The organism is Variovorax sp., from assembly GCF_965279555.1.
Taxonomy (GTDB): Bacteria; Pseudomonadota; Gammaproteobacteria; order Burkholderiales; family Burkholderiaceae_C; genus Variovorax.
In genome coordinates, this window is record NZ_OZ257247.1 from 247048 (window position 1) to 261688 (window position 14641).

The 14641-nt window shown below is 66.8% G+C and carries 15 protein-coding genes and 1 pseudogene; 13 read left to right on the forward strand and 3 right to left on the reverse strand.

The features are described from left to right. The first annotated feature begins 44 nt into the window (after positions 1 to 44). The 8 genes from ACQY8B_RS01160 to ACQY8B_RS01195 all read left to right on the forward strand — a co-directional run bounded on the left by ACQY8B_RS01160 (position 45) and on the right by ACQY8B_RS01195 (position 7984). A complete protein-coding gene (locus ACQY8B_RS01160; RefSeq protein WP_422085026.1) occupies positions 45 to 566 on the forward strand; it encodes a hydroxyquinol 1,2-dioxygenase in 522 nt (173 codons plus the stop codon). A gap of 28 nt (positions 567 to 594) precedes the next feature. Further along, the gene (locus ACQY8B_RS01165) at positions 595 to 1602 is read left to right on the forward strand and encodes a hydroxyquinol 1,2-dioxygenase (protein ID WP_301507997.1); all 1008 of its coding nucleotides are present in this window, start codon (positions 595 to 597) and stop codon (positions 1600 to 1602) included. Between the two features lie 132 nt (positions 1603 to 1734). Next, positions 1735 to 3198: an aldehyde dehydrogenase family protein gene (locus ACQY8B_RS01170; protein ID WP_422089127.1), complete on the forward strand. Its 1464-nt coding sequence runs from the start codon at positions 1735 to 1737 to the stop codon at positions 3196 to 3198. Positions 3199 to 3242: 44 nt separating this feature from the next. Then, entirely contained in the window at positions 3243 to 4496 is a 1254-nt protein-coding gene (locus ACQY8B_RS01175) for an ABC transporter substrate-binding protein (protein WP_422085027.1), read from the forward strand. A gap of 1 nt (position 4497) precedes the next feature. Next, on the forward strand, positions 4498 to 5217 hold the full coding sequence (locus ACQY8B_RS01180) for an ABC transporter ATP-binding protein (protein ID WP_422085028.1): 720 nt from the start codon (positions 4498 to 4500) through the stop codon (positions 5215 to 5217). Between the two features lie 145 nt (positions 5218 to 5362). Beyond that, a complete protein-coding gene (locus ACQY8B_RS01185; protein WP_422085029.1) occupies positions 5363 to 6079 on the forward strand; it encodes an ABC transporter ATP-binding protein in 717 nt (238 codons plus the stop codon). Next, a complete protein-coding gene (locus tag ACQY8B_RS01190) occupies positions 6072 to 6938 on the forward strand; it encodes a branched-chain amino acid ABC transporter permease (RefSeq protein WP_422085030.1) in 867 nt (288 codons plus the stop codon). Before ACQY8B_RS01185 ends, ACQY8B_RS01190 begins: the two co-directional genes overlap by 8 nt. Before the next feature lie 14 nt (positions 6939 to 6952). Then, on the forward strand, positions 6953 to 7984 hold the full coding sequence (locus ACQY8B_RS01195; protein WP_422085031.1) for a branched-chain amino acid ABC transporter permease: 1032 nt from the start codon (positions 6953 to 6955) through the stop codon (positions 7982 to 7984). On the opposite strand, the gene ACQY8B_RS01200 is transcribed toward ACQY8B_RS01195, so the two are convergent. Next, on the reverse strand, positions 7962 to 8360 hold the full coding sequence (locus tag ACQY8B_RS01200; RefSeq protein WP_422085032.1) for a hypothetical protein: 399 nt from the start codon (positions 8358 to 8360) through the stop codon (positions 7962 to 7964). The genes ACQY8B_RS01195 and ACQY8B_RS01200 overlap by 23 nt on opposite strands. A gap of 174 nt (positions 8361 to 8534) precedes the next feature. Here ACQY8B_RS01200 and ACQY8B_RS01205 point away from each other — a divergent pair, with 174 nt between their 5' ends. Then, positions 8535 to 9539, forward strand: a complete 1005-nt coding sequence (locus ACQY8B_RS01205; RefSeq protein ID WP_422085033.1) for a Bug family tripartite tricarboxylate transporter substrate binding protein — start codon at positions 8535 to 8537, stop codon at positions 9537 to 9539. A gap of 30 nt (positions 9540 to 9569) precedes the next feature. Here the strand turns inward: ACQY8B_RS01205 and ACQY8B_RS01210 are convergent, their stop codons facing one another. Next, positions 9570 to 10355, reverse strand: coding sequence for an IclR family transcriptional regulator domain-containing protein (locus ACQY8B_RS01210; protein ID WP_422085034.1), 786 nt, complete (start codon positions 10353 to 10355; stop codon positions 9570 to 9572). Positions 10356 to 10478: 123 nt separating this feature from the next. Here ACQY8B_RS01210 and ACQY8B_RS01215 point away from each other — a divergent pair, with 123 nt between their 5' ends. From ACQY8B_RS01215 to ACQY8B_RS01230, 4 genes are all read left to right on the forward strand, one after another. After that, positions 10479 to 11180: a 3-oxoacid CoA-transferase subunit A gene (locus ACQY8B_RS01215; protein ID WP_422085035.1), complete on the forward strand. Its 702-nt coding sequence runs from the start codon at positions 10479 to 10481 to the stop codon at positions 11178 to 11180. 60 nt (positions 11181 to 11240) lie between these two features. Then, positions 11241 to 11882 carry a 3-oxoacid CoA-transferase subunit B gene (locus ACQY8B_RS01220; protein ID WP_422085036.1) on the forward strand — a complete coding sequence of 214 codons (642 nt, stop codon included), beginning with the start codon at positions 11241 to 11243 and terminating at the stop codon, positions 11880 to 11882. A 34-nt stretch (positions 11883 to 11916) separates the two neighbouring features. Continuing rightward, positions 11917 to 13122, forward strand: coding sequence for a 3-oxoadipyl-CoA thiolase (gene pcaF / locus ACQY8B_RS01225; protein ID WP_422085037.1), 1206 nt, complete (start codon positions 11917 to 11919; stop codon positions 13120 to 13122). Positions 13123 to 13244: 122 nt separating this feature from the next. Beyond that, entirely contained in the window at positions 13245 to 14258 is a 1014-nt protein-coding gene (locus ACQY8B_RS01230) for a Bug family tripartite tricarboxylate transporter substrate binding protein (RefSeq protein ID WP_422085038.1), read from the forward strand. A gap of 38 nt (positions 14259 to 14296) precedes the next feature. Here ACQY8B_RS01230 and ACQY8B_RS01235 read toward each other — a convergent pair. Beyond that, positions 14297 to 14635, reverse strand: a pseudogene (locus ACQY8B_RS01235) (ribbon-helix-helix domain-containing protein); the annotation flags it as partial. Positions 14636 to 14641: the final 6 nt, after the last annotated feature.

Genomic DNA, 14641 nt, shown 5'->3' on the forward strand with positions numbered 1-14641 from the left:
GTGGCCATTGGCTCCTAGAGTTCGCTCATACAAGGAGACAAGCCATGACAGCCGCTACTTCGACCGCCTACCGGACCCGCTTCGGGTCGCTCAAGCACTTCGAGAAGGGCCACGTAGAGCCCATCGACGACGACGTGCGCCACTACGCGTTTTCCAACTGCTTCGAGATCGCGAGCATCAGCAAGCCTTACGAGAAGGTCGTGTTCGGCCAGAACCAGATCTATGTGCTGGAGACGCTGCGCGCGGAAGGCACCTCGCCCTGGTACACCTGCGCGCACGACGAGTTCGCGCTGGTGATGGACGGCGAGGTCGAAGTGCACCTCGTGCAGCTCGATGCCGCGCAGACCGTGAGCGACAAGGAAAAGAACGGCGCCGTGCTCGTCGAGGGCGAGCCCAAGGGCAAGAAGATGGGCTGGATGAAGCTCTCGCGCGGCCACCAGGGCCTGCTGCCGAAGAACACCGCCTACCAGTTCCGCGCCGCTGGTGAGCCGGGCGTGGTCGTCCTTCAGAGCTGCAAGGGCGACCTCTCGGTAGAGAAGTGGGCCGACATCTGCCAGGCACATTGACCGCGCCCGAACCCAGGAGCCACACACCATGAACGCGCCCGCAGAACTCGCCAAGGTGATCGCATCGCAGCCCGACGCCACGCTCGGCTACAAGGACTTTTCGCTCGGCAGCTTCAGCTTTCGCCGCGACGAATACTTCGTTCACATCGGCTGGAAGACCCGCGACGGCCGCCCCATGAGCCACACCATGGACGCCGGCAGCTACCTGCGCGCATTGATGCGCGACGTGGCCTGGGGCTTCTTCTACGGCTGGGTCAACTTCGACGACGTGTTCGGCACCGTCAACCACTACGAGTCGGTCGACCTGTATGCCGGCAGCTTCAACGGCACCATGAAGGATGCGGGCATCGACCTGCTCGAGAACTTTCCGACCGCGCAGATCCGCGCCACCTTCGAGGCCATGCTCGACGACTGGACCAACGAGAGCTTCGACCCCTTCGCCGCGCCGCAGGAAACCGGCTCCCCCTACGGCCGCAAGAACGGCAACAACACCGCCAAGATCACGAGGGCGCGCGAACTCGCCAAGCGTTGCGTGGGCCTGAAAGGCGACCTCGACCTGCGCAGCGACGAACGCGGCGCTCCGGTGAACCGCGCCTTCGCCGACGTGCCGCAGGGGCAGCCCGAGCTGCACCCCGAGCCCGGCTTCGAGAACGAGGTGCACGCCTTCAATCTCTTCGGCTTCCTGAGCCGTTCGCAGGTCACGTGGAACCCGAGCTTCACCTCGGTGGTGAAGCACAGCTACATGTGCCCCACGACCGAAGAACACATCCTGCCGATCATCCACGGCAACGACCGCGTCGAGTGGTTCTTCCAGATGACCGACGAGATCCATTGGGACTGCGGCGACAAGAACACCGGCAAGCCGATGGCCCGCGTGATCATGAAGGCGGGCGACATGGCCGCCATGCCAGCCTACTGCCGGCACCAGGGCTTCAGCCCCAAGCGCTCGATGCTGCTGGTGTGGGAGAACGGATCGCCGAGCCTGGTGTACGAGATCCAGAAGGGCGAATCGCCCGAGATTCCCGTGCAGTTCTGATGCATTTCTCCCTCCCCCGCTGGGGGAGGGCAGGGGTGGGGGCTCTCCAGGCCCGCGCCCTCTTTGAAGAAGCCCCCACCCCAACCCTCCCCCAGCGGGGGAGGGAGAGGAACGACCATGCCTGCACTGTCCATCCGCCACCAGCTCTTCATAGACGGCCGCTTCGTCGACGCCGAATCCGGCGAAACCCTCGCCACGCTGAACCCGCACGACAACACGCCCATCGTCGATGTCGCGCTGGCCGGCAAGGCCGACGTCGACAAGGCCGTGGCCGCGGCAAAGCGTGCTTTCCCCAAATGGAGCCGCATGGCCGCCGCCGATCGAGGCCGCATCCTGCTGAAGCTCGCAGACCTCATCGAGGCCAACGGCGAAGAACTCGCGCGCCTCGAATCGCTGGACACCGGCCACCCCATCCGCGATTCGCGCCGGCTCGACGTGCCGCGCACGGCAGCGTGCTTCCGCTACTTCGGCGGCATGGCCGACAAGTTCCAGGGCGAGACCATTCCGGTGGAAGAGGGCTTTCTCAACTACACGCTGCGCGAGCCGGTCGGCATCGTCGGCCAGGTGGTGCCGTGGAACTTTCCGCTGATGTTCACCAGCTGGAAGATGGCGCCCGCGCTCGCGGCCGGCAACTGCATCGTGATGAAGCCGGCGGAGATCACGCCGCTGAGTTCGCTGCGCATCGCCGAGCTGATGGCCGAGGCCGGCCTGCCGCCCGGCGTGGTCAACATGCTGCCGGGGCTGGGCAGCGTGGCGGGCCAGTACATCGCCGAGCATCCGGAGATCGCGAAGATCGCTTTCACGGGCAGCACCGCCACCGGCCGGCGCATCGTGCAGGCCAGCGCGGGCAACCTGAAGAAGGTGCAACTCGAACTTGGGGGCAAGGGGCCGAACATCGTCTTCGAAGATGCGAACCTGCAGGCGGCCGTCAACGGCAGCGCGTGGGCCATCTTCCACAACCAGGGGCAGGCCTGCATCGCGGGCTCGCGGCTGATGCTGCACGAGAAGATCGCCGATGCCTTCCTCGAGCAGTTCATTCCGCTGGCCAAGTCGATCCGCCTCGGCAACCCGCTCGACGAGGCGACGGAGATGGGACCACTCACCAGCGCACAGCACCGCGAGCGCGTGCTGAGCTACGTCGATGTTGCGCAGGGTGAGGGCGGCGAACTGCTCGCTGGCGGCAAGTCGCCCGGTGGCGATCTGGCGAAGGGCTGCTATGTCGAACCGACGGTGATGCGCGCCAGGTCATACAAGGACCGCGTTGCACAGGAAGAAGTCTTCGGCCCCTTCGCCACCGTGCTCACCTTCAAGTCCGACGAAGAGGCGATGCAGATCGCCAACGGCACCGACTACGGCCTCGGCAGCGGCCTGTGGACCCGCGACCTGCAACGCGCCCACAAGGTCGCGCGCGACCTGCACGCCGGCATGGTCTGGATCAACAGCTACAAGCGCGTGAACCCCGGCTCGCCCTTCGGCGGCGTCGGCCAGAGCGGCTACGGCCGCGAGATGGGCTTCGATGCGATGCGCGAATACACGCAGGTGAAAAGCGTGTGGGTGAACGTCGACGCGCAGATACCGCCGCACTTCGCGCGCTGACCCCTGATCGGGCGGCATCAAGAACACAAGAGACGGAGACAACCATGACATTCAATCGCAGGCAGTTCACGCAGGCCACGGCCGCGCTGGTGGCATCGGGCGCGGCACCTCTGGTGTTCGCGGCCGACACGCTGAAGATCGGCTATGTGTCGCCGCAGACCGGGCCGCTCGCGCCTTTCGGCGAGGCCGACAAATGGGTCATCGACCAGATGAAGACCGCCTTCAAGGATGGCATCACGGTTGGCGGCAAGAAATACGCGGTGCAGATCGTGCTGAAGGACAGCCAGTCGAACCCCAACCGCGCGGGGGAAGTGGCGAACGACCTGATCCTGAAGGACAAGGTCGCGCTGGTGCTAACCGCCGGCACGCCTGAAACCGCCAACCCCGTGAGCGACGCGTGCGAACTCAACGAGGTGCCCTGCATCTCCAGCGTGGTGCCGTGGCAGCCCTGGTTCTTCGGCCGCAAGGGCGACCCGGCCAAGGGCTTCAACTGGACGTATCACATGTTCTGGGGGCTCGAAGACGTCATCGCCAACTTCACCAACGGCTGGAAGACGCTGGCCACCGACAAGAAGGTGGGCGGCCTGTTCCCGAACGACGGCGACGGCAACGCCTGGGGCGACAAGGAGCTGGGCTTTCCGAAGCCGCTCGCGCAGATGGGCTTCGCGCTCACAGATCCCGGCCGCTTCCAGAACGGCACGCAAGACTTCAGCGCGCAGATCGCGGCCTTCAAGAGCGCGGGGTGCGAGATCGTCACCGGCGTGGTGATTCCGCCAGATGCCAAGACCTTCCTCACGCAGGCGCGGCAGCAGGGCTTCAAGCCGAAGATCATCACGCTGGGCAAGGCGCTGCTGTTCCCCGGTGCCATCGAGGCACTCGGCGATCTGGGCGACGGCCTGTCGACCGAGGTGTGGTGGAGCCCGTCGCATCCGTTCACTTCGAGCCTCACGCAGCAAAGCGCGAAGGCGCTGGCCGATGCCTACGAGGCCGGCGTGAAGAAGCAGTGGACGCAGCCCATCGGCTTCGCGCATGCGCTGTTCGAAGTGGCGGCGAATGCGCTGGGGCGCGCGAAGTCGCTGAAGGCTCCGGATGTGCGCGATGCCGTGGCGTCGACCTCGATCAACTCGGTGGTCGGCCCGGTGAAGTGGGGCGGCCAGGGGCCGTTCAAGAACGTCAGCAAGACGCCGCTGGTGCTCGGCCAGTGGGGCAAGGGCACGAAGTACAAGGTGGAGCTGACCATCGTCAACAACGAGGCGGCGACCAACATTCCCACCGGCGGCAAGCTGCGGCTGCTTTGACATGGCACTGCTGGCACTGCATGCCGTGAGCAAGTCCTACGGCGCGCTCAAGGTCACGGACGACATCACGCTGTCGGTGGCCGAGGGCGAGACGCTGGGCATCCTCGGGCCGAACGGCGCGGGGAAGACCACGCTGTTCAACCTGATCTCGGGCGACGTGCGCGTGGATGCGGGGCGCGTCGAGTACGCGGGCCGCGACGTGACGCGGCTCAGGCCGCACCAGCGCTGCCATGCGGGTATCGGGCGCAGCTACCAGGTGCCGCAACCCTTCGGCAACATGAGCGTGTTCGAGAACCTCGTGACCGCCGCCTGCTTCGGCGGGCAGCAGACCGAGCGCGAGGCATGGCAGACGGCACACGAGGTGCTCTCGCAGACGGGCCTGATGGCGCATGCGAACAAGCCCGCGGGCGGGCTGACGCTGCTCGATCGCAAGCGGCTGGAGCTGGCGCGTGCGCTCGCGACGCGGCCGCGCCTGCTGCTGCTCGACGAGATCGCGGGCGGGTTGACCGAGCCGGAGGCGGCCGTGCTTGTTGCGGAGCTCAAGCGCATCAAGGCGCGGGGCGTGACGATGATCTGGATCGAGCACGTGGTGCATGCGCTGCTGTCGCTGGCGGACCGGTTGTTCGTCATCAACTTCGGGCAGAAGCTGGCGGAGGGGGCGCCGCGCGCGGTAATGAACGATGCGGAGGTGCGGCGGGTGTACATGGGGATGGAGGCATGAGCGGGCCGACTCTTTGCCTTGCTCCTTCCACCTCTGGGGGAAGGTTGGGATGGGGGCACGACGGCGCTGGTTTCACCGCGGCGCCTCATCGAACGCCGCTTGCCCCCACCCCGGCCCTCCCCCAGCGGAGGAGGGAGAAAAAGCCATGAACACCCTGCTCTCTACCCACTCCCTCAAAGCCTTCTACGGCGACGCCCAAGCCCTCTTCGGCATCGACTTCTCCCTGGTACAAGGCGAGCTCGTCGCCATCATCGGCGCCAACGGCGCGGGCAAGTCGACCTTCCTCAAGAGCCTCACGGGCCTGGTGCGCGCGCCGCGCGAAGCCATCCGTTTCAAGGGCCAGCCCATCGGCGGACTTCCGCCCGGCGACATCGTGCGCCGGGGCCTTGCGATGGTTCCCGAAGGCCGGCGCCTGTTTCCAAGCCTCAGCGTGGAAGAGAACCTGCTCATGGGCGCCACCGCCGCGCGCAAGGGCCCGTGGAACCTGCAGCGCCTGTATGCGCTGTTTCCGATCCTCGCCGAGAAGCGGCACCAGCCGGGCACGTCGCTCTCGGGCGGCCAGCAGCAGATGGTGGCGCTGGGCCGCGCGCTCATGAGCAACCCCGAGGTGCTGCTGTGCGACGAGCTTTCGCTGGGCCTCGCGCCCATCGTCATCCGCGAGATCTATGCGGCCATGCCCACCATCACCGGCGAGGGCATGACGGTGGTCATCGTCGAGCAGGACGTGACGATGGCGCGCCAGGTCTCTCAGCGCATCTACTGCTTCCAGGAAGGCCGCGTGTCGCTCGAAGGCGACTCGTGCGACCTCACGCGCGAGCAGATTTCGCAGGCCTATTTCGGCATCGAGGCCGCCCATGCTTGAAACCATTGTCCAGGGCGTGCTGCTCGGCGGCCTCTACACGCTGTTCGCGCTGGGCCAGTCGCTGATGTTCGGCGTGATGCGGCTCACCAACACCGCGCAGGGCGACTTCATCATCCTCGGTGCGTTCGCGGTCATCGCGGGCGTGTCGCTGACGGGCGATGCGGTGGCGCCGTGGCTGGTAGCGCTCGCGGTGCTGCCGGTGGCCTTCGGCTTCGGCTATGCGCTGCAGCGCTACGTGCTCAACGGCACGCTCGGCAAAGATCCGCTGCCTTCGCTGGTCGTTACCTTCGGCCTGTCGATCGTGATCCAGAACCTGCTGCTGGAGCTGTTCTCGGCCGACCCGCGCGCCATCGATACGGGCGGGCTCAGCACGCAGGGTATTGCGCTGGGCGGTGCGATGTCGGTCGGCGTGCTGCCGCTGGTCGTGCTGGCGATCGCACTGGTGGCGACGGGCGCGCTGCAATGGCTCTTCGCGCGCACGGCGCTGGGGCGGTCGTTCCGGGCCGTGTCGGACGACCGCGAGATCGCCGAGCTGATGGGCCTGAACGCGAAGAAGGTCTACGCCTTTGCCACCGCCATTGCCTTCGTGCTCATCGCCATCGCAGGCGCCTTGCAGGGCATGCGCACGACGGTGTCTCCATCGGACGGGCCGCTGCTGCTGCTCTTCGCCTTCGAGGCCGTGATCATCGGCGGCATGGGCTCCTTCTGGGGCACGCTGGCCGGCGCGATGATCCTCGGCATCACGCAGCAGATCGGCTTCAGGATCGACCCGGGCTGGGGCATCTGGTTCGGGCACATCGTGTTCCTGGTGGTGCTGGTGCTGCGGCCGCAGGGGCTCTTTCCAAAAACGCGCGGATGAAGCGAATGACGAACATGCCCCCCACACTCATCGCCGTGGAGCGTGCCACCGCCGCGAGCCGCGCCGCGCTGGCCGTCGGCATTGCCCTCGTGCTCGTTGCGGCCAGCCTGCCGTGGTGGGGCGAGTCGAGCTGGATGCGCGAGTTCGTCGAGATTGCCTGCTATTTCATCTTCGCGATGATGTGGAACCTGCTCGCCGGCTACGGCGGCATGGTGAGCATCGGGCAGCAGGCCTTCTTCGGCTTCGGCGGCTACGTGATGCTGATGCTGGGCAACTTCGCGGGCGTCAATCCGTTCGTGGCGATACCGCTGGGGGCGCTGGCGGCGGGGCTGGTTGCCATTCCGGTGTCCTTCGTCGCGTTCCGGCTGTCGGGCGGCTATTTCGCCATCGGCACCTGGGTCATCGCGGAGGTGTTCCGGCTGAGCTTCGCGAACGTGTCGGCGGTGGGTGGCGGCTCTGGCACCACGCTCACCGCTCTGCGCGGCATCGAGAAGGCCACGCGCGAAAGCACCACCTACTGGATGGCGCTGGCCTGCGTGGTCGCGGCCGTCGCACTGGTCTACCTGTTCCTGCGCAGCAAGCGCGGCCTGGCGCTGCTGGCCATACGCGACAACGAGGTGGCGGCGGAGTCGCAGGGCATTCCGGTCGCGCGCATGAAGCTGGCGGTGTATGTGGTCGCGGCCTTCGGCGCGGGGCTCGCGGGCGCGCTGTACTTCGTGGGCAACCTGCGCATCAGCCCGGACGCGGCCTTCAGCGTCAACTGGACGGCCTTTGCCATCTTCATGGTGGTCATCGGCGGCATCGGCCGCATCGAGGGGCCGCTGGTGGGCGCGCTCATCTTCTGGGCGCTCAACAAGTTCCTGAGCGACTACGGCACCTGGTATCTGCTGGGGCTGGGGCTGCTCGCGATTCTCGTCACGCTGTTCTTCAAGCAGGGCCTGTGGGGTTACGCGCAGCAGCGCTGGGGCTGGTCGCTGTTTCCGACGCAGCGCAAGCTGCTGCTAGTGCACGCGCCGGTCGGTGCTACGGCTTCTTCACGGGGTTGATGTAGTACTCGATCTTCGTGCGGTCCTTGTAGGGATCGTTGTCGAAGAACCTGGTCTCTTGAGAGATCCTGATCTCGTAGCCGTCGCGCACGCCCTCCAGCGAGGTCGCGCTGTCGGCAGTCACGTTCACGTCTGTCATCGCGGTGTTCGGCGGCACCGAGAGCAAGGCGGCCAGCGGCGGTGGCAGGGTCTTGGCGCCGCTTTTTTCCTGGATGCGGTAGCTCAGGCCGCCCTGCGCGTTGGGCTCGCCCCTGGCGGCGGCGGCGTCTTCCATGCTGCTCACGACCCATGCACTGATGAGCAACAGCGGCGCCGCAATGGCGCCCACATACAGCAGAAAACGCAGGCGGTCCCTGGTGTGGAAAAACTCGATCATCGGCGTGCGCTCCCTCTGCTGGTATGTAACGGCATCCGGTCGATGCGACCTGTCCACCCATGCTAAAGCCCTGCCAAGCGTTCGTTCAGACTTGATTAATACCGCGCCATCATGTAACGTTGTGTAAACGAAACGTTAGCAGTTTCCCCGGATTTCATTCTTCCTGGAGTCATCTTGACGATCACCAAACGCCGCTTGCTCGAAGGCGGCGCGGCAGCCGTCGCCGCCTCGCTGCTCGCGAAGGCTTCCTGGGCGCAGCAGCGCGGCACCGGCAGCGATGCCTGGCCTACCAAGCCGCTGCACATCCTGGTGGGCTTTCCCGCCGGCGCATCGCCCGATCTCGCGGCCCGCGCCATCGCGGAGCCACTGTCGAAGATCCTGCGCCAGCCGGTCACGGTCGAGAACAAGCCCGGCGCCAGCGGCAACACCGTGGCCGACCAGGTGGCCAAGGCCACCGACGACCACACCATCGGCGCGCTGATCAACGGCAACCTCACCATTGCCAAGCTGCTCAACCCGTCGCTGCCCTTCGACCCCGAAAAAGACTTTGCCCCAGTCGGCCTGATCGGCACCGCGCCGCTGGTGCTGGCGGTGTCGGGCAACGCCGAAGGCAAGACCGCGGCCGAGCAGCTATTGTGGGTGCGCAATCTCGGCGCCGGCGGCAAGTACGGCACGCCGGGAGTGGGCACCGTGGGCCACCTGGGCATGGAACTCATCAAGAGCCGCGCCGCCATCACCGCGCAGCACAAGCCCTACACCGGCAACCCGCAGGTCATCGCGGGCCTGCTGGCCAACGAGATCCAGCTGGCGTTGCTGCCGCCCGGCCTTGCCATGCCGCACATCAAGTCGGGAAAGATCAAGGCCATCGGCGTGACCTCGCCCGAGCGCAGCCCGCTGGCGAGCGAACTGCCCACCATCCGCGACGCCGACGTGCGCGGCGCCGACCTCGAGATCTGGACCGCGCTCGCCGCGCCCGCCAGCATGAAGCCCGCCGCCGTGGCAAGGCTCAACGCCGCGCTGGTCGAAGTGATCAGCTCGCCCGAGGTGAGCCAGGCGCTGCTCAAGACCGGCTGGCAGGCGCAGCCAGGCTCGCCCGACACGCTGGCCAAGCGCATGCGCGCCGACACCACGCGCCTGGGCGGCGTGATCCTGATGAAGGGCATTCACTCCGACGCCTGAGCGCGCGCCGACGCGGCCGCGGGTGGGCGCTCAGAGCAGCTGAGACACCCGCTTCGCCGCATCCACCAGAGCAGGCAGCATGGTCTCCTGCATCACCTTCGCGCTGGTGCGGTTCGCCTGCCCGCTGATGTTGAGCGCGGCCACCATGCGCCCCTGCCGGTCGACGATGGGCGCGGCCACCGAGATCAGGCCTTCTTCCAGCTCCTGGTTCACCAGGCACCACTGCTGCTTGCGCGCCTGCGCCACCTTGGCCATGAGCGCGTCGATGTCGGTCAGCGTGTGCTTGGTCAGCATCTGGATGTCGGAGGCTTCGAGGCGCGTGCGAACTTGGTCGTCATCGAGGTCGGCCAGCAGCAGCCGCCCGAGCGACGTGCAATAGGCCGGCAGGCGGGAGCCCACGCCCAGGTTGATGTGCATGATCTTCTTCGTCGGCACGCGCAGCACGTAGACGATGTCGGTCGCATCGAGCACGGCGGCCGAGCATGACTCCTGCACCTGCTGCACCAGTGCTTCCATCACCGGCTCCGCGCGGTTCCAGATCGGCATCGACGACAGGTACGCGAATCCCAGGTCGAGGATGCGCGGCGTGAGCGTGAACAGCTTGCCGTCGGTCACCACATAGCCCAGCGTCTGCAGCGTGAGCAGGATGCGCCGCGCGCCTGCGCGCGTGAGCCCGCTGCCGGCGGCCACCTCGCTCAGCGTCTGGTGCGGCGCGTTCGCGCTGAACGAGCGGATGACCTGCAGGCCGCGCGCGAAAGACTGCACGTAGCTGTCGCCGGGCGCGGGTGCGGTGGGTTGTGTCGCGTGGGTTGCCATGGTGAGCGATCCTCTCTAGAATTCATTATACGAACAAATGTTCTTTAGACGAACAAATTGGCGGTTCGCAGAATCGGGCGGATCGCGGTTCGGTTTCTTTCCCCTCACCCGGAGACAAGCTTCATGATCAACAAGATCGCGCGCTCGGTCGCCGATGCCCTGACGGGCATCCAGGACGGCGCCACGGTTCTCATCGGCGGCTTCGGCACCGCCGGCATCCCCGGCGAACTCATCGACGGCCTCGTCGAGCAGGGCGCCAAGGACCTCACGGTCGTCAACAACAACGCGGGCAACGGCGAGACCGGCCTCGCGGCGCTGCTCAAGACGGGCCGCGTGCGCAAGATCATCTGCAGCTTCCCGCGCCAGGCCGACAGCCAGGTGTTCGACGGGCTCTACCGCAGCGGCAAGATCGAACTCGAGCTCGTGCCCCAGGGCAACCTCGCCGAGCGCATCCGCGCCGCGGGCGCAGGCATCGGCGCCTTCTTCTGCCCCACCGGCTACGGCACCCAACTCGCGGGCAACCGCGAGACCCGCGAAATCGACGGCAAGCAATACGTGCTCGAGTACCCCATTCACGGCGACGTGGCGCTGATCAAGGCCGAGCGCGGCGACCGCTGGGGCAACCTGGTCTACCGCAAGGCCGCGCGCAACTTCGGCCCGGTGATGGCCATGGCCGCGAAGAAGACCATCGCCACCGTGCACGACATCGCCGAGCTCGGCACCCTCGACCCCGAGACCATCGTGACCCCGGGCATCTTCGTGCACCAGGTGGTGCGCATCGAACGTGTCGCCACGCAAGCCGGCGGCTTCAAGAAGGCAGCTTGAGCTGCCGGGCCGCCCCAAAGCGAAAACCGTAGCGCGAAAGCGCGGAGGAATCTAATTCTTATGACCTACACACGTCGCACCAAGGACCAGCTCGCCGCCCGCGTGGCGCAGGACATCTTCGACGGCGCCGTCGTCAACCTCGGCATCGGCCAGCCCACGCTGGTGGCCAACCACCTGCCCAAGGGCCGCGAGGTCATCCTGCAGAGCGAGAACGGCATCCTCGGCATGGGCCCCGCGCCCGAGGCCGGCGAAGAAGACTACGACCTCATCAACGCCGGCAAGCAGCCCGTCACGCTGCTGCCGGGCGGCTCGTTCTTCCACCACTCCGACAGCTTCGCGATGATGCGCGGCGGCCACCTCGACATCTGCGTGCTCGGCGCGTTCCAGGTGTCGGCCACCGGCGACCTCGCCAACTGGCACACCGGCGAGAAAGACGCCATTCCCGCCGTCGGCGGCGCAATGGACCTGGCCATCGGCGCCAAGCAGACGTGGGTCATGATGGACCTGTTGACCAAGCAGGGCGCAAGCAAGCTGGTGAAGGAATGCTCCTATCCGTTGACCGGCATCGCCTGCGTCAAGCGCGTGTACTCCGACCTCGCCACGCTCGAATGCACGCCGCAGGGCCTGAAGCTCATCGACGTGGTCGACGGCCTGAGCCGCGAAGAACTCGAGAAGCTCGTCGGCCTTCCGATCGCCGCCTGATCCCTTTCAAGCCATTACAGAGACACACCACACCATGACCAACCAAGCCTTCATCTGCGACGCCGTTCGCACTCCCTTCGGCCGCTACGGCGGTTCGCTCAGCAGCGTGCGCGCCGACGACCTGGGCGCCGTGCCGCTCAAGGCGCTGATGGAACGCAACAAGAACGTCGACTGGCAGGCCGTGGGCGACGTGCTCTACGGTTGCGCCAACCAGGCCGGCGAAGACAACCGCAACGTCGCGCGCATGTCGGCGCTGCTGGCGGGCCTGCCGCTCGAACTCGGCGGCGCGACCATCAACCGCCTGTGCGGTTCGGGCCTGGATGCCGTGGGCACCGCGGCGCGCGCCATCCGCGCCGGTGAAGCCGGCCTGATGATCGCCGGCGGTGTGGAAAGCATGAGCCGCGCGCCCTTCGTCATGCCCAAGGCCGAAAGCGCCTTCAGCCGCAACAACGCGGTGTATGACACCACCATCGGCTGGCGCTTCGTCAACAAGCTCATGAAGGCGCAGTACGGCGTCGACTCGATGCCCGAGACCGCCGAGAACGTGGCCACCGACTACAAGATCGAGCGCGAGGCGCAAGACCTGATGGCCCTGAACTCGCAGCTGCGCGCCGTGGCGTCGCAGAAGTCCGGCTTCTTCGACTCTGAAATCGTGCCCGTGACCGTGCCGCAGAAGAAGGGCGACGCCATCATCGTCAACAAGGACGAGCATCCGCGCGAAACCAGCCTCGAGTCGCTCGCCAAGCTCAAGGGCGTGGTGCGCCCAGATGGCACCGTGACCGCCGGCAACGCCAGCGGCGTGAACGACGGCGCCTGCGCGCTGCTGCTGGCCGACGAAGCCAGCGCCGCCAGGCACGGCCTCACGCCGCGCGCCCGGGTGGTCGGCATGGCCACCGCCGGCGTCGCGCCGCGCGTGATGGGCATCGGCCCCGCGCCCGCCACGCAGAAGGTGCTGGCGCTCACCGGCCTCACGCTCGACCAGATCGACGTCATCGAACTGAACGAAGCCTTCGCAGCCCAGGGCCTCGCCGTGCTGCGCCTGCTGGGCCTGAAGGACGATGACGCACGCGTCAACATCAACGGCGGCGCCATTGCGCTGGGCCACCCGCTGGGCGCCAGCGGTGCCCGCCTGGCCACCACGGCGGTGAACCAGCTGCACAAGGGCGGCGGCCGCTATGCGCTGTGCACCATGTGCATCGGCGTGGGGCAGGGCATCGCGGTGATTCTCGAACGCGTCTGACGCCGCACCGCGAACGAACACACAACAACAAGAAGAGAACCAACAAGCCATCGGAAGCCGCACGCATAGCGGCCCGATGGCTTTTTTTCAATCAATGAGGATCTAGAAAAGAGGATCAGAGGATGAAGAACACAACGAAGCCGACGCGCCGCAATGTCGGCCTGGCCGCACTGGCGCTCGCCGCCGCCGCGCTGGTGCCCGCCACCGCATCGGCGCAGCAGCAACAACAGCAGGCCTTTCCCACCAAGCCAGTGCGCATCATCACGCCGTTCCCGGTGGGTGGCGGCCCCGATGGCGTGGCGCGCCTGGTGGCCGACAAGCTTTCGCGTGCGTGGGGCCAGCCGGTGGTGGTCGAGAACCGCCCGGGCGGCAACGGCTTCATCGCCATCGATGCCTTCAAGCGCGGCGCCAGGGACGGCCACGACATCATCGTGCTCGACAACGTGCACCTGGCCGCGTACCCCGCGCTGTTCAAGAAGCTGCCCTACGACACAAGCAAGGACTTCGACGCGCTGCTGCCGCTGTTCAAGACCTACTTCTTCTTCACCGTTGCCACCAACAGCAAGTACAAGACCATCGGCGACCTGATCGCCGATGCCAAGGCCAACCCCGGCAAGCTCGACTACGGCTCGTGGTCGGTCGGCAACCCGGTGCACCTGGGCTCGGAGCTGTTCGAGTCGGCCACCGGCACGCAGATGGAGCACATCGTCTACAAGGAAACCACGCAGCTCTACACCTCGGTAGCCACGGGCGAACTGGCCTTCGCGCTGGGCAGCAGCGCCACCGCCGGCCCGCTGCAGCGCGCGAACAAGCTGCGCTTCCTGGCCGCAGCCGCGCCGCAGCGCGTGGCCGCATTCCCGGACGTGCCGACGGTTTCCGAGTCGGGCGGTCCCAAGGGCTTCGAGGTCATCGGCTGGAACGCCATTGCCGTGCCGAAGGGCCTGCCGGCATCGGTCACCGAGAAGATCAAGCGCGACATCGAGAAGGGTCTGGCGGAACCCGACGTGCTGGAGAAGTTCAAGAGCTTCGGCTACGAGCCGTTCCCGACGACCCGCCCGCAGTTCGATGAGTTCGTGGCGAGCGAGACGAAGCGATTCACCGAGGTGATCCGCAAGGCGAACGTTTCGCTGGATTGAGCGCCCGCGCGCCCGTCGGGCGCCGGCCGTCCCCACCCCTGCGGCAATTCATGCAGCACGGCCTTCGCATCGAGCGAGCGGATCGCCACCGAGGTGTCCGCCGGAATGCGCCCTTGCGCCACCATCGCCTCGTAGCGCAAGGCGCTGACCCGCAGGAACGAAGCGAAGTTGCCGACCTCGCCGCGCGCCGCGACAAGCTCGTCGTAGAGCCGCTCGATGAGCTGCACCACGACCATGCCGTCGCGCTGCGCGATTTCCTCGAGCACCTGCCAGAACAGGTTCTCGAGGCGGATGCTGGTGACCACGCCGTGCAGCCGCACCGAGCGCGTGCGCGCGTCGTAGCTCTGCGGATCGGCGCTGATGAAGACTTCGCACATGGGCTG

Bases quoted from the DNA above. Each gene is read 5' to 3' on its own strand.
- ACQY8B_RS01160 (WP_422085026.1), top strand. From the start codon at position 45: ATGACAGCCGCTACTTCGACCGCCTACCGGACCCGCTTCGGGTCGCTC.
- ACQY8B_RS01165 (WP_301507997.1), top strand. From the start codon at position 595: ATGAACGCGCCCGCAGAACTCGCCAAGGTGATCGCATCGCAGCCCGAC.
- ACQY8B_RS01175 (WP_422085027.1), top strand. From the start codon at position 3,243: ATGACATTCAATCGCAGGCAGTTCACGCAGGCCACGGCCGCGCTGGTG.
- ACQY8B_RS01180 (WP_422085028.1), top strand. From the start codon at position 4,498: ATGGCACTGCTGGCACTGCATGCCGTGAGCAAGTCCTACGGCGCGCTC.
- ACQY8B_RS01185 (WP_422085029.1), top strand. From the start codon at position 5,363: ATGAACACCCTGCTCTCTACCCACTCCCTCAAAGCCTTCTACGGCGAC.
- ACQY8B_RS01190 (WP_422085030.1), top strand. From the start codon at position 6,072: ATGCTTGAAACCATTGTCCAGGGCGTGCTGCTCGGCGGCCTCTACACG.
- ACQY8B_RS01195 (WP_422085031.1), top strand. From the start codon at position 6,953: ATGCCCCCCACACTCATCGCCGTGGAGCGTGCCACCGCCGCGAGCCGC.
- ACQY8B_RS01200 (WP_422085032.1), bottom strand. From the start codon at position 8,360: ATGATCGAGTTTTTCCACACCAGGGACCGCCTGCGTTTTCTGCTGTAT.
- ACQY8B_RS01210 (WP_422085034.1), bottom strand. From the start codon at position 10,355: ATGGCAACCCACGCGACACAACCCACCGCACCCGCGCCCGGCGACAGC.
- ACQY8B_RS01215 (WP_422085035.1), top strand. From the start codon at position 10,479: ATGATCAACAAGATCGCGCGCTCGGTCGCCGATGCCCTGACGGGCATC.
- ACQY8B_RS01220 (WP_422085036.1), top strand. From the start codon at position 11,241: ATGACCTACACACGTCGCACCAAGGACCAGCTCGCCGCCCGCGTGGCG.
- pcaF (WP_422085037.1), top strand. From the start codon at position 11,917: ATGACCAACCAAGCCTTCATCTGCGACGCCGTTCGCACTCCCTTCGGC.
- ACQY8B_RS01230 (WP_422085038.1), top strand. From the start codon at position 13,245: ATGAAGAACACAACGAAGCCGACGCGCCGCAATGTCGGCCTGGCCGCA.